13 protein-coding genes and 2 pseudogenes are annotated in these 14,311 nt (G+C 32.8%); 14 read left to right on the top strand and 1 reads right to left on the bottom strand.

The genetic code is table 11. The features are described 5' to 3' along the window. Positions 1–71 precede the first annotated feature (71 nt). The 8 genes and pseudogenes from carB to DMB91_RS04855 all read left to right on the top strand — a co-directional run bounded on the left by carB (position 72) and on the right by DMB91_RS04855 (position 7,283). The gene (carB, locus tag DMB91_RS04885) at positions 72–3,359 is read left to right on the top strand and encodes a carbamoyl-phosphate synthase large subunit (RefSeq protein ID WP_034904805.1); all 3,288 of its coding nucleotides are present in this window, start codon (positions 72–74) and stop codon (positions 3,357–3,359) included. Positions 3,360–3,373: 14 nt separating this feature from the next. Then, positions 3,374–3,505 (top strand): hypothetical protein, encoded by a 132-nt coding sequence (locus tag DMB91_RS09100; protein WP_260604879.1) that lies wholly within the window; start codon positions 3,374–3,376, stop codon positions 3,503–3,505. A gap of 15 nt (positions 3,506–3,520) precedes the next feature. Then, a pseudogene (locus tag DMB91_RS09285) lies at positions 3,521–3,631 on the top strand (DpnII family type II restriction endonuclease); the annotation flags it as partial. Positions 3,632–3,753: 122 nt separating this feature from the next. Further along, on the top strand, positions 3,754–4,290 hold the full coding sequence (gmhB, locus tag DMB91_RS04875) for a D-glycero-beta-D-manno-heptose 1,7-bisphosphate 7-phosphatase (RefSeq protein WP_034906739.1): 537 nt from the start codon (positions 3,754–3,756) through the stop codon (positions 4,288–4,290). A 1-nt stretch (position 4,291) separates the two neighbouring features. Continuing rightward, entirely contained in the window at positions 4,292–5,248 is a 957-nt protein-coding gene (rfaD, locus tag DMB91_RS04870; RefSeq protein WP_034906735.1) for an ADP-glyceromanno-heptose 6-epimerase, read from the top strand. Beyond that, the gene (gene rfaE1 / locus DMB91_RS04865) at positions 5,241–6,629 is read left to right on the top strand and encodes a D-glycero-beta-D-manno-heptose-7-phosphate kinase (protein ID WP_034906732.1); all 1,389 of its coding nucleotides are present in this window, start codon (positions 5,241–5,243) and stop codon (positions 6,627–6,629) included. Before rfaD ends, rfaE1 begins: the two co-directional genes overlap by 8 nt. Before the next feature lie 70 nt (positions 6,630–6,699). Then, positions 6,700–6,845, top strand: a pseudogene (locus DMB91_RS09095) (phosphoheptose isomerase); the annotation flags it as partial. Between the two features lie 45 nt (positions 6,846–6,890). Next, positions 6,891–7,283, top strand: a complete 393-nt coding sequence (locus DMB91_RS04855; protein WP_034906730.1) for a DUF4878 domain-containing protein — start codon at positions 6,891–6,893, stop codon at positions 7,281–7,283. On the opposite strand, the gene waaF is transcribed toward DMB91_RS04855, so the two are convergent. Further along, positions 7,267–8,265, bottom strand: a complete 999-nt coding sequence (gene waaF / locus DMB91_RS04850) for a lipopolysaccharide heptosyltransferase II (RefSeq protein WP_034906728.1) — start codon at positions 8,263–8,265, stop codon at positions 7,267–7,269. The two genes, DMB91_RS04855 and waaF, sit on opposite strands and share 17 nt — an antisense overlap. Positions 8,266–8,370: 105 nt before the next feature. Between waaF and DMB91_RS04845 the strand changes: the two genes are divergently transcribed. The 6 genes from DMB91_RS04845 to DMB91_RS04820 all read left to right on the top strand — a co-directional run. Continuing rightward, positions 8,371–8,988 carry a glycosyltransferase family 2 protein gene (locus DMB91_RS04845; RefSeq protein ID WP_052043260.1) on the top strand — a complete coding sequence of 206 codons (618 nt, stop codon included), beginning with the start codon at positions 8,371–8,373 and terminating at the stop codon, positions 8,986–8,988. 389 nt (positions 8,989–9,377) lie between these two features. Next, positions 9,378–10,061: a glycosyltransferase family 2 protein gene (locus tag DMB91_RS04840; protein ID WP_143116849.1), complete on the top strand. Its 684-nt coding sequence runs from the start codon at positions 9,378–9,380 to the stop codon at positions 10,059–10,061. Between the two features lie 5 nt (positions 10,062–10,066). After that, positions 10,067–10,648, top strand: coding sequence for a hypothetical protein (locus DMB91_RS04835; RefSeq protein ID WP_143116848.1), 582 nt, complete (start codon positions 10,067–10,069; stop codon positions 10,646–10,648). A gap of 80 nt (positions 10,649–10,728) precedes the next feature. Next, positions 10,729–11,847 (top strand): non-hydrolyzing UDP-N-acetylglucosamine 2-epimerase, encoded by a 1,119-nt coding sequence (gene wecB / locus DMB91_RS04830; RefSeq protein WP_052043267.1) that lies wholly within the window; start codon positions 10,729–10,731, stop codon positions 11,845–11,847. Next, positions 11,847–13,487, top strand: coding sequence for a glycosyltransferase family A protein (locus DMB91_RS04825; protein WP_034906975.1), 1,641 nt, complete (start codon positions 11,847–11,849; stop codon positions 13,485–13,487). The genes wecB and DMB91_RS04825 overlap by 1 nt, the downstream gene beginning before the upstream one ends. Next, a partial coding sequence (locus DMB91_RS04820; RefSeq protein ID WP_143116847.1) for a glycosyltransferase family A protein occupies positions 13,484–14,311 on the top strand: 828 nt, incomplete at its 3' end. The genes DMB91_RS04825 and DMB91_RS04820, both read left to right, overlap by 4 nt.

The following is a 14,311-nucleotide window of genomic DNA, read 5'->3' as shown; positions in this document are numbered from 1 at the left end:
TTCAATATAATTTTAACCAAAAATAAAAGTTCAAAATGCTACAATTGCTCTCAAAATTCAAGGAAAAAACTATGCCAAAAAGAACCGATTTTCATACTATTTTGCTTATAGGTAGCGGTCCTATAGTTATAGGGCAGGCTTGTGAGTTTGATTATTCTGGCACTCAGGCGGCTAAAACGCTTAAGCAACTAGGGTATAAGGTTGTGCTGATTAATTCAAATCCTGCTACTATTATGACTGATCCAGAATTTGCTGATGCAACTTATATAGAACCTATTAGTAAAGAAAGTATTTTAAGGATTATTAAAAAAGAAAAAATTGATGCGATTTTGCCTACTATGGGCGGACAAGTGGCCTTAAATGTGGCTATGGAGCTTTTTGAAAGTGAGGATTTTAAGAAAAATTTTAGCCATGTGAAATTTCTTGGAGCAAAGCCAGAAGCCATTAAAAAAGGTGAGGATAGACAGGTTTTTAAAGAGTGTATGAAAAAGATTGGTATGGATTTGCCAAAGTCTATGTATGCGTATGATTATGATGAGGCTTTAAAGGCAGTTGATGATATAGGTTTTCCTTTGATGATACGTGCTTCTTATACGCTTGGTGGGGCAGGTTCTGGCGTGGTGTATAATTTAGACGAGTTTAAAGAGCTTGCTATTGTAGCTTTAGCTCTTAGCCCAATCCATGAAATTCTCATAGAAGAAAGCTTACTTGGTTGGAAAGAGTATGAAATGGAAGTCATACGCGATAAGAATGATAATTGTATCATAGTTTGTAGCATAGAAAATTTTGATCCTATGGGCGTGCATACTGGAGATAGCATTACCATAGCTCCAGCTTTAACCTTAACCGATAAAGAATATCAAGTCATGCGAAATGCTAGCTTTGCCATTTTAAGAGAAATAGGCGTAGATACAGGCGGCTCAAATGTGCAATTTGCTGTCAATCCAAAAAATGGACGCATGATAGTTATAGAAATGAATCCAAGAGTATCTCGCTCTTCAGCCCTTGCAAGCAAGGCTACAGGTTATCCTATAGCAAAAGTGGCTACGCTTTTAGCAGTTGGCTTTAGCTTAGATGAGATTAAAAATGACATCACGGGCACGCCAGCTAGTTTCGAGCCAGCAATTGATTATATAGTAACAAAAATTCCTCGTTTTGCCTTTGAGAAATTCCCAAATGCAGACTCAAAACTTGGCACAGCCATGAAAAGCGTAGGCGAGGTGATGGCTATAGGAAGCACTTTTAAAGAAAGCATACAAAAAGCACTTTGTTCGCTTGAAAAGGGCTATTGTGGTTTTAATTTTATCAAAGCTGATAAAAATGAATTGATTTTTAATATAAGAAATGCCAATGAAAAACGCCTTTTATATCTAGCACAAGCTTTTAGAGAGGGCTTTAGTGTGGCTGAACTTCATGAGCTTTGTAAAATCGATACTTGGTTTTTAGAGCAAATCAAAGAAATCATAGACTTTGAAAAATGTATAGATATGGATATATTAAATGATAAAACCTTGCTTAGAAAAGCCAAAGCTATGGGCTTTTCTGATAAAATGCTCGCCTTGCTTGTGAATTTAAAAGATAATTTAGAGCTTTCTCAAAATGATATATATTATGCAAGATTAAGACAAAAAATCAATCTTAATTATAATGAAGTAGATACCTGTGCAGGTGAGTTTAAAGCCCTTACGCCTTATCTTTACTCAAGCACAAGTATAAATGAATTTGCTCAAAACAAAAATGAAACTTTGGTAAAAAAAGATAAAAAAGAAAAAAAGGTTATGATTATAGGAGGAGGACCTAACCGCATAGGACAGGGCATTGAGTTTGATTATGCTTGTGTGCATGCATCTTTTGCCTTAAATGATTTAGGCATTAAAACCATCATGTATAATTGCAATCCAGAAACAGTAAGCACTGATTATGATACCAGTGATATTTTGTATTTTGAGCCTATAGACTTTGAGCATTTAAGAGCTGTGGTTGAAAGAGAAAAGCCAGATGGAGTGATAGTGCATTTTGGAGGGCAAACGCCTTTGAAATTTGCTAAAAGATTAAGTGCTTTTGGAGCTAAGATTATAGGCACAACGGCTAGAGTTATTGATCTAGCAGAAGATAGAAAGAAATTTGCTGAATTTTGTGAAAAATTAGCCATAAAACAACCTAAAAATGCTACTGCAACAAGCGTTGAAGAAGCTGTATTAAAGGCAAGTGATATTGCTTATCCGGTTTTAGTTCGCCCAAGTTATGTTTTAGGCGGAAGAGCAATGAGAGTGGTGCATAATGAAGCTGAATTAAGACTTTACATGCAAGAAGCTGTTGATGTGAGCGATAAAAGTCCGGTTTTAATCGATCAGTTTTTAGATAACGCTACTGAGCTTGATGTTGATGCTATTAGTGATGGCAAAGATGTGTATGTGGCTGGCATTATGGAGCATATTGAAGAAGCTGGCATTCATAGTGGGGATTCTGCGTGCTCTTTACCCCCTCTTAATATCAGTGAAAAAGCACAAAATGAAATCAGAGAAAAAACCAAAGACATAGCCTTAAATTTAGGCGTTGTAGGCTTGCTTAATATACAATTTGCCCTTTTAAATGATGAACTTTTCATGATAGAGGTTAATCCTAGAGCAAGTAGAACCGTGCCTTTTGTAAGCAAAGCTACAGGCGTGCCACTAGCAAAAATAGCAACTAGAGTAATGTGGCAAGGCAATTTAAAAGAAGCCTTAAAATTTTATGATAATTTCGCTGTAATTGAAGAAAAAAATGGCATTTTTGTGCCTAAAAATTTAGGCTTTATCAGCGTAAAAGAAGCAGTGTTTCCTTTTGCAAAGCTTAATGGAAGTGATTTAGACTTAGGACCTGAAATGCGTTCAACTGGTGAGGTGATGGGCATAAGCAAGGATTTTGCAAATTCTTACGCAAAAAGTCAAATTTCAGCCTTTAACAACCTACCAAAAAAAGGAAGTGTGTTTATCTCATTAAAAGATGGCGATAAAAAATACGCTAAAAACCTTGCAAAAGCTTATAGTGATTTAGGCTTTAAACTCATAGCCACAGCTGGCACTTGTAAGGAAATTCAAAATTCAGGCTTTGAATGCGAGCTGGTCTATAAAATTTCAGAAGGTCGCCCAAATGTAGAGGATAAACTCAAAAACAACGAGATAGCCTTAGTGATTAATACCAGTGATGAAAACAGCTTTAAAGATGATACCAAAAAAATAAGAGCAAATATCATTCGTTTTAAAATTCCTTATTTTACAAATCTAAGAGGAGCACTAGCTGGTGCAAAGTCAATCAAAGCCGTGCAAAATGAAAGCTATTTAGAAGTAAAAAGCTTGCAGGATTATTTGAAAAAATGACTTAAAGCCTTTGAATGTTTGCATATCATTTTAGCTGTGCGAGAAAAAATGATAATTTATTTGATAGTTTTGGTAGACAAAGAGCGTTAAATTCGTATTTTTCTAGCATAGATATAATTGTGAGTTTATGTGTGAAAGTGGTTTAGCCTGAGGTATTTGCAGATCAAAAAATCAAAGATTTAAATGATTTTGTTTTTGGTGTAGAGGTTGGACTTGATAGTCATGCACGAAAAAATCGTAGTGGCAGCACAATGAAAAAGCTCATCGCTTAAATTTTTAAAATATTTATGATCTGCTTTGATTCTTTGCATTGCGGGTATAAAGAATATTTTTCTTAAGAATTATTTTATATTTAGTGTTTAATTTTTGCAAATTTATATTATAATGAGAAGCGATGAAAACAAAGGCGTTATTTTTAGATCGTGATGGTGTGATTAATATTGATAAAAAATATGTGCATAAACAAGAAGATTTTGAGTTTTGCGAAGGGATTTTTCCTTTGTGCGATTTTTTTATACAAGAAGGCTTTAAAATCTTTGTGATCACTAATCAATCAGGCATAGCAAGGGGCTATTATACCGAGGCTGATTTTGCAAAGTTAAGCCAATTTATGTGTGAAAGTTTTAAAAAACAAGGCATAGAAATTACTAAAATATATCATTGTCCGCACCTAGAAAATTGTGAGTGCAGAAAACCAAAACCGGGTATGCTTTTAAAAGCCCAGCTTGAATTTGACATTAATATGCAAAATGCAGTTTTTATAGGTGATAATTTAAGCGATATGCAAGCAGGTTTAGCCGCAAAAGTCGGCACTTTAGTGCTTTTGAGCGAAGATAAAAATTTAAAAAAAGATCTCAAAAAAGGACATTTTGAAATTTGTAAAAACTTAAGTTTAGCTTTGGTATTTTTAAAAAAGAAATTGAAAGGATAAAATGAAGATAGTTATCACAGGAGGAGCTGGATTTATAGGCTCACAGCTTGCTTTAGCCTTGCAAGATAAGCATGAAATTTTGGTGATTGATAAGATGAGAAATGAGGAGAAATTTTCTAATGGAAACCTTAAAAGTCTAGGGCATTTTAAAAACTTACTTGGCTTTAAAGGCGAGCTTTTTGTGGGCGATATAAATGAGCCTTGCGTTTTTGAAAAGATTGAGGATTTTAAAGCCGAAGTGATTTTTCATCAAGCAGCCATTTCAGATACCACAGCAGATGATGAAAACCTTATTTTACGCACGAATTTAAACAGCTTTAAAAACTTTATAGACTTAAGTATAAAGCTTAAAGCAAAACTTATTTATGCGAGTTCTGCTTCGGTGTATGGGGATGCAGCTAGTCCGCAAATTGTAGGAAAAGACGAAACACCTAAAAATCCATATGCTTTTTCAAAGCTTATGATGGATCATTTGGCTTTTAAATACAGCCAAAAGCTTGATATAGTAGGGCTTAGATATTTTAATGTTTATGGTAAAGGTGAATTTTTCAAGGGTAAGACAGCGTCAATGATCTTGCAATTTGGCTTGCAAATTTTAAGCGGACAAAATCCGCGTTTGTTTGAGGGGAGCGAGAAAATTTTTAGGGATTTTGTGTATATTAAAGATGTTATAAACGCGAATTTAAAGGCTTTAGAAGTAAAAAGTGGGGTGTATAATGTGGCAACTTCCATTCCAAGAAGCTTTCAAGATATTGTTGATATTTTACAAACTGGGCTTGGCACAACTTTGTCTTGTGAATATATCAAAAATCCTTACGCAAAGGCTTATCAGTTTCACACTCAAGCTGATTTAAGTAGCTGGGTCGGGTTGTATGAGCCTCAGTTTAGCCTAGAAGAGGGCATTAAGGACTATATAAGTGAAATTAAACGCATTCATGAAAAGGAAGTAAATGCTTGATTTTTTAGCTAATCAAAGCCCTAAAATCCTTGTTGTTGGGGATTTGATGGTGGATAATTATATTTGGTGTGATTGTGAGCGTGTAAGCCCTGAAGCTCCTGTTTTAGTGATGAAAACAAAAAGTCAGGATAAAAGGCTTGGTGGAGCAGCAAATGTCTATGCGAATTTAAAGGCTTTAAATGCTCATGTCAAGGCTTTAAGCGTAGTGGGCGATGATGAGACTGGGGAATTCTTAAAAACAAGGATTGATGGGGTTTTACTTACTCAAAAAGGACGCAAAACTTCGCTTAAAAATCGTATTATTTCTCATTCTCAGCAGGTTTTAAGACTTGATGATGAAAGCACTGATGATATTAGTTTAGAAGATGAATTGATTGCTGAATTTGAAGCATGTGTTAAAGAGTATCAAAGCGTGGTTTTAAGTGATTATGGCAAGGGTGTTTTAAGCCCTAAGGTAACAAGGGCACTCATCACAAAGGCAAACGAGTTAAACATACCCATACTCATCGATCCAAAGGGTAGTGATTACTCAAAATATACAGGGGCAACCTTACTTACACCAAATAAAAAAGAAGCCTTAGAAGCCCTTAAAATGAGTGATTTAAATGGGGATAATCTTAAAAAAGGCATTAAAGAGCTTAAAGAAAAATTTAAGCTTGAATACTCACTCATTACTCTTTCAGAAGCTGGTATAGCTGTGTTTGATGATGATTTACATATCATTGAAGCTACGGCAAGAGAGGTTTTTGATGTAACAGGGGCTGGAGATAGCGTCATAGCCATGCTTGCCTTTTGTTTTGCTTTGAAAGTGCCTCTTATTAAAGCTTGTGAGTTAGCAAACGCTGCAGCTGCCGTTGTGGTAAGCAAGGTAGGAAGCGTAAGTGTGAGTTTTGAGGAGATTAAAAACTACGGCAAAACAAGCTTTGAAGCTAAGATTATCACAAAAAATGCCCTTGTCAAAAGACTTGCTCATCTTGGTAAAAAAGTAGTTTTTACTAATGGTTGCTTTGATATTTTGCATTTTGGACATATCAAATACCTCGAAAAAGCAAGAAATTTAGGTGATTTGCTTGTGGTGGGATTAAACTCAGATGCCAGCGTAAAGCATTTAAAAGGCAAAACGCGACCTGTAAATAGCGAATTTCAAAGAGCAGCTTTGCTTGCGGCACTTTATTTTGTGGATTTTGTCGTGATTTTTGACGAGGATACACCTTATGAGTTGATTAAAACTTTAAAGCCAGATATTTTGGTTAAAGGGGCTGATTATGAGGACAAAGAAGTTGTAGGGGCTGATTTGGTTGAAAAAGTTGAACTTATAGCCTTTGAAGAGGGCTTTAGCACAAGTTTAATTATAGATAAAATAAAGGAGAAAAAATGCTAAGTCTGATTAAAAAAGAGTTTGAAGAATATCAAAAAAAAACACTTGTTGCAAGTGAGATTTTGCAGGATCAATAGGGCTTAGTAGCAAAGGTGGAGGAGCTATGAATGAGCTTTGTGAGCTTAATTTAGTCGTTCCAAGCGATAATACAGCAAGAATCCAAGAAACGCATATCTTAAACATCATATCATTTATCAGTTTATCGATGAAGTGTTTTGAAGAAATGCTAGAAAGATTTGAAGAGTATTTTAAAAAGGAGTAAAGATGAAAAAATACATTTTTTTGATAGTGTGTGTATTTTTGGGCGCGTGTGTGTTTAAAAATAGTCCAAAATACATTAGTGAGGATTATTTTAAGGCGGTGCAAGAAGACGATTTTCGCAGGATAAAGTCCTATGTATATGTGCCAGCAAGCATTCAAAGCGAGCTAAGCACTAAAGAAATCGATGAAAGGCTCAATGAAAAATTAAGCAAGCTTAAAGAAAAACTTGCTCAACACGGTGGCGTTAAAGAAGTTAAAATTACTGATAAAAAAGAGCTAAATAGCGAGCTTACAGAGCTTCAAATCGAGCTTATTTATAATGACAAAAGCATAGCCGATGAACGCTTAAATGCCGTGAAAATCGATGGAGTTTGGAAGATTATCTTTGCTCTTTAAGCAAGCTTTTTGCTTCTTTGATTACAAGTTCAGGTTTTAACTCTTGCATGCAAGCGTGATGTTTTAAAGGACATACTCGTTTCATACAAGGCATACAAGCTAAATTTAAATGCACAAGCCTTGCATTTTCATTATGCCAAGGCGAAGTTTGAGTGAATTTTGTAGGTCCAAACACCGCTATAGTAGGTGTTTTATACACAGCTGCTATATGCATGGCACCGCTGTCATTGCTGATAAAAAGATCAAGGCTAGAAATAAGCTCGCAAAGCTCTTTTATACTCGTTTTAGCACACAAATTTAAAGCTTTTACGCCATTTTTTTGAAGCAAAAACTCGATTTTATCGCAAAGTTCTTGTTCGCTTGCTACGCCAAAGATGAGAATTTTATGGCTTTTGCTAAACTCAAGAGCAACTTTTGCAAAATACTCTTCATTCCAGCGTTTGGCACTACCATATTTTGCCCCAGCATTTATACCTAAAAATTTCTTGTTTATATCAAGTTTAAAGTATTCACACAAAGCTTTTTGCTCGTTTTCATCAAGCTTTTTATACGCTTTTATGGGTAAAAAAAGCTCATCTTGCACTGCTTCTTTAAGCTTGAGTGAGTTTTTGATAAATTCAAGGTATTTTAGCACTTGATGAGCGTTTTTGTTGTGCTTTTTATTAAAGATAAATTTATATTTTGAATGCAGTAAAAAAAGCATAATTTTAGCTGAAAATGCCCCTCTAAAAGAAAAGGCGTAATCAACCCTACCCCAAATTTTAGCGAGTTTATAAAAATTTACATATCTTGATCTTTTATCTTCTATAAAAATCCGTGTATTTTCACACTCTTTAAAAAGCTCGCACGCCACAAAAGAGCCATGAAGTATAAACTCAGTTTTTTTATCAAGCTTTGTAAAATGCTCAAACACAAGCTTTAAAGCCGCACTTGCCATAACTGCATCGCCAAGCCAAGTTGGAAGGTGGATAAAAATTTTCAAGCTTTGCCTTTTTGTCAAAAATTATAGCAAATATTGATTGAAAATTTATGAATATTGATTATAATACATCGCTTTCTAAGACTTTAATATTTAAGGATAAAACACATGCAAGTTCCTAAATTTTCGATCATACTTCCAACTTACAATGTTCAAGCCTTTATCGCTCAAGCTTTACAATCTTGCATAAATCAAACGTTTAAAGATATAGAGATCATTGTTGTTGATGATTGTGGGCAAGATAGTAGTATAGAAATTGCTAAGGAATTTGCTTTGAAAGATGAAAGGGTAAAAATTATTCATAACGAAAAAAATCAAGGTGTTTTTATAGCTAGAAACAATGGAGCTTTGGTTGCTAGTGGAGAATATCTGCTTTTTTTGGATCCAGATGATTATTTTGATGAAAGAGCTTGTGAGATATTGTTTGAAATTATAGATAAAAACAAGAGCTTGGAAATTGATTTTATCTCGTTTAATTGTTATTCACAAGAAAAACAAGATGCAAGTTTTGAAAAGCATAACCTTGCATCAAGAAGAGAAGGATTTGTAAATAAAGACAAATTGTTAGAGTTTTATTTTGATAACGATATGAATTTTGGTGGTGTTGTTTTTAAGCTATGTAGAAAAGAGGCGTATTTGAGTGCTATTAGCATCATAGGGGGGGGGGGTATTGATAAATATGGCAGAAGACAATTTAGTCGTTATAGCTCTTTTGTTGGTGAGTAAAAATATATACTTGTGTGATAAGCTTTTGTATTATTACCGTTTTAATCCAAAATCGCTCACTCGTGCAAAAGAGAATTTTATTCAATGCAATAAAGACTGCGAATTGGTGCAAAAGCTATTAGCAAAACTTGCTTTAAAGCATGATGAGAAATTTAAGTTTTTTGTTTATTATGAGATTCTTTTCTTAAAAATTCATGATGCGCACAGACTTTATGAATACAATATCCTTACTTATCCTTATTTAAAATTTTTATATAGATTTAACTTAAGTATAAAGAAAAAATACTATAATCTTTGCAGAAAACAAATAGCGAAAAAATTTAAATCTCTTGAAAACAAACAAATATAAATTTGCTTTTGTGTTCAGTTTTAAAAAAAGGTTAAAAAATTTGCAAAATGATATGGTTTCTATCATCGTGCCAATTTACAATGTCAAAGCTTATCTTAAAGAATGCGTTCAAAGCCTTGTCAATCAAACTTATCAAAACTTAGATATTATCTTAGTTGATGATGGAAGTGATGATGAGAGTTTAGAAATTGCTTTAGAATTTGCTAAGCAAGATGAGAGGATTTTGGTGTTAAGCAAGCCAAATGGTGGCTTAAGTTCAGCTCGAAACTTAGGACTTGAGTTTATCAAAGGTTCTGCCTTAAGAGAGCTTTTAGAAAGTGAAAGTTTTATACAAAAAAATAATAATTTCAATTCAAATGAAAAATTAAGCATACAATCCTTTTTAAAAACTCATACCTTTGATAAAAACACAAAAGAACTTTCTTTAAGTGAAATTCAAAAGCATTTTACAAAAATTACTTCAAATTTTATCAAAACAAACTTAGAAAATATTCATGAACTTTTAGTGCAAGACTTGCCTTCAAGGATTATTCATTTTGTAGATAGTGATGATTATATTAGCCTTGATTGTATAGAACTTTGCGTTAAAAATATGCTTGAAAAAAACTTAGAAATTCTAGTTCATAATCTTACTGAATATGATGAAAATACAAGAGAATTTAAAAATAAGCCCAACTTCCCACCCTTAAAAAACTTAAGAAAGATGAGTATGATAGCGGTTTAGAATTTTTGAGTAAAAATAAATTTTATGATTTTTATTTTGCTTGGCAGGGAAGCTTTAAGAGTGAAATTTTAAATCACTACAATTTACGTTTTACGCATGGAATTTTTCACGAAGATCATGACTTTGGCACGATTTTATTTGCTTTAGCAAAAAAGATCGCTTATATAAATGAGGCTTTGTATGTGTATAGGATAAGATCAAATTCGATAATAACAAGCCAGAAAGAACATCATTTTCCACAGAAAATGCCTTTAAATTTAGAAATTTTAAGACCTTGTTTTAAAGATTATCAAAGCTTAAGGGCGTATTTTAGAGCGTATTGTTTGGTTAGGATAGCTGAAGTGGTTTATGATTTTATGCAAGCAAATAAAAACAAGCAAAAATTTTTTAAAAAAGTCATTAAAAAATACATTTATGATTATATTTTTTATCATTCTAAGACAAATACAGCCTTTACGCAAGAAATTCATAAATTTTTAAATAAGATTGGTATTAAAAATGTTAATTTTTACCGCCAAAAACTTCTTATAAGAATGTATTGGCGTAATCCTAAAAAAATCATCGCTTTATTTTTTAAACAAAAATAAGTTTTTAAATTTAAAGCTTTAAAAAATCTTGCTTTTTGTGTTATAATAGCGAGTTTGATAAGATAGCTTAGAGGTATTTGTTGAAAAAGATTTTATTTGTGCTTGGCACTAGACCAGAGGTTATAAAACTTGCCCCATTGTTTTTGTATTTTAAGGCACAAAAAAGCGATATGCAAGTTTTTTTATGCAATACAGAACAGCAAAAACAGCTTAGCAATCAAACACTTCAATTTTTTAATCTCAAGGCAGATTTTAATCTCAATGTGATGACTCAAGATCAAAGCTTACCTTTGCTTAATGCAAAGCTTCTTAATCAGCTTGATGAACTTTTAAGTAAGCAGAAATTTGATGCTTTGATTGTGCAAGGTGATACCATGAGTGCGTATTGTGGTGCCTTAGCAGCCTTTTATAAAAAAATACCAATTTTTCACATCGAAGCTGGTTTACGGTCGCACAATCTATACGAACCATTTCCAGAAGAGGCTATGAGACTAATGATTAGCAAGCTAGCTGATTTGCATTTTTGTCCAACAAAAGAGGATTATAAAAATCTCGTCAAGGAAGGCATTGCCAAGGATAAGATTTTTATCACTAAAAATACCGGTATTGATGCGATATATTATATTGATAAAAATGAACTGATTAATTCTAGCAAACGTCTTAAACGCTTGGGATTAAATCTCAAACAAGATAAAATCGTGCTTGTAACAATACACCGCAGAGAAAATCATAATAATATAAAGGCTCTAGCCAAGTGCTTGCTTAAGCTTGCATATACACACGCACAAATTACTTTTATCTTACCACTGCACCCAAACCCAAATGTCAAACAGGTGCTTGAAGAAACGCTTAAAAATACACAAAATATTATTTTGTGTGGGGCTTTAAATTATATTGATTTAATCAATGTGATGAAGCATAGTAGCTTGATTTTAAGTGATAGTGGTGGCATACAAGAAGAAGCACCAAGTTTTAAAGTCAAGGTGCTTGTTCTACGTAATTTTACAGAAAGAACGGCAGGATTAAAGAATGGTTTTAGCGAGCTTGTAGGTAATGATGAAGAGCTTATTTATAAGCGTGTAAATTATTATCTTGAAAATCCTTTTTACACAAAAAAACAAAATCCTTATGGTGATGGTAAGGCGAGCAAAAGAATTTTTTCAGCTATTGCAAACTTTTTTAAAGGAAAGAATTTATAATGAAAACTTTATACCTAGATAAAGAATTTGATAGAATTTTTGATAAACTTTACAGAAAAGAAAATTTTAGCCTTCTTCGTTATGGTGATGGTGAAAAAGCCATCATGATAGGGGAAAATTTTAATGCTCAAGAAGGTTGGAGTTTTCAAGATAATAAAGATTTTTCTAAGGCACTTTTAGCTTCACTTGAAATTAATGATGAGAGGTTTATTTATGGTGTGTCTTGTCCGTGTTGTGATGAAGTAGCAACTTGCTGGTATCAAACTCATATAAAATCAAAAAATTTGAGCTTTGCAAATATCTTTGTTAATATCAATCATAGACGATTTAAAGAGTATTTTGAAAAACTTAGTGAGGATGCGGTATTAATTGCTAATTATCGTGCAAAAGATAAACAAATAGGAAATCTTAATATCATCAAGCATTACGAAATAAGTGATGATTGCAATGTATTTTTTCAAGAAGATTTAGAGAATTTGATTAATAAAATTAAGAAAGATTTTGCAGATAGACAGAATTTGCTTTTTGTTGTATCAGCAGGACCATTAGCTGAAATTATTATACATAGTCTTTTTTCATATAACCCAAATAATCGTTATATTGATTTTGGCTCATCAATTGATTTTTATTTTAAATCAGGAAAAGCTGGAAATAAAGGAGCTCAAGCACTTCGCCCTTATATGATACCGGGCAATGAATACGCTGAAAGAAACTGCGTAATGCCAATATATGAAGATAAGCTTAATGTGAGCGTGGTGCTTAATCTTTACAAACGCCCCCAAGCACTGAAAGAGCAACTCAAAGCCATTCAAAACCAATCCTTAAAACCAAAAGAAATTTTACTTTATCAAGATGGAGTGTTTGAAGGCATTGAAATCCCAAAAGATATAGAAAAAGAATTTGATCTTATTGAAATTTCAAAAGAAAATAAAGGTGTGTGGGAAAGATTTAAATTTGCACAAAAAAGAGCGAATTCGAATTTAGTTTGTGTTTTTGATGATGATACTATACCTGGAAAAGATTTTTTAGCTAATTGTTTTTCACAAATGCAAAAACAAGAGGGGGGGGGGCTTTATGGAGCTGTGGGTATAGTGCTTAAAAATGCAAAAAATTATCCTGTTAATGACTTTTTTAGGCTTGGTTGGGTAATGCCAAACAAAATACGAGCTGAGGTTGATTTTGTAGGACATGCTTGGTTTTTTAAAAAAGAATGGCTCAAGCTTTTGTTTGAAGATACGCAGAGTTTGCAAGATTATAAATTAGTAGGCGAAGATATTGCCTTTTCTTTGGTTTTGCAAAGAAAAAATATTAGAACCTTCGTTCCTCCTCATCCTCATAGAAATCCTAATTTGTGGGGATCAAATCCAAATCTTGGTTTAAAATATATTAACGATAAGGCTGCGATTTCAAATAACAAACACAACCAAAAAAGAATGAACGAGGCCTTGCAAGAAGCGATTAATTTAGGTTTTAAGCTTCTTATAGATAGAGATAAGTCCTCATATCAAAAAAGTAAAAAAATACTTTTTAAAGCTCAAGTTAAGCAAAAAGGGTTTTTTAAAGCTATCTTTGGCTCTTTAGAAAGAAATTTAAGACATAGTGTGCATAAGATTTTGGGGACAAAAAAATACAAGATATGAAAAATGCCTTAGTTTCTATCATCGTGCCAATTTACAATGTCAAAGCTTATCTTAAAGAATGTGTTCAAAGTCTTATCAATCAAAGCTATCAAAACTTAGATATTATCTTAGTTGATGATGGAAGTGATGATGAGAGTTTAGAAATTGCTTTAGAATTTGCTAGTAAAGATGAAAGAATTTTAGTGCTTTCAAAGCCAAATTCAGGGCAAGCTTCAGCCAGGAATCTAGGACTTGAGTTTATCAAAGGTTCTGCCTTAAGAGAGCTTTTAGAAAGTGAAAGTTTTATACAAAAAAATAATAATTTCAATTCAAATGAAAAATTAAGCATACAATCCTTTTTAAAAACTCATACCTTTGATAAAAACACAAAAGAACTTTCTTTAAGTGAAATTCAAAAGCATTTTACAAAAATTACTTCAAATTTTATCAAAACAAACTTAGAAAATATTCATGAACTTTTAGTGCAAGACTTGCCTTCAAGGATTATTCATTTTGTAGATAGTGATGATTATATTAGCCTTGATTGTATAGAACTTTGCGTTAAAAATATGCTTGAAAAAAACTTAGAAATTCTAGTTCATAATCTTACTGAATATGATGAAAATACAAGAGAATTTAAAAATAAGCCCAAACTTCCCACCCTTAAAAAACTTAAGAAAGATGAGTATGATAGCGGTTTAGAACTTTTAAGTAAAAATAAATTTTATGATTTTTATTTTGCTTGGCAGGGAAGCTTTAAGAGTGAAATTTTAAATCACTACAATTTACGTTTTACGCATGGAATTTTTCACGAAGATCATGACTTTGGCACGATTTTATTTGCT

The sequence above is a fragment of the Campylobacter sp. MIT 97-5078 genome, assembly GCF_006864455.1.
In the GTDB taxonomy this organism is placed as follows: Bacteria; Campylobacterota; Campylobacteria; order Campylobacterales; family Campylobacteraceae; genus Campylobacter_D.
The sequence above is the reverse complement of the archived record's forward strand: the minus strand, read 5'-3'. Positions and strand labels throughout refer to the sequence as shown.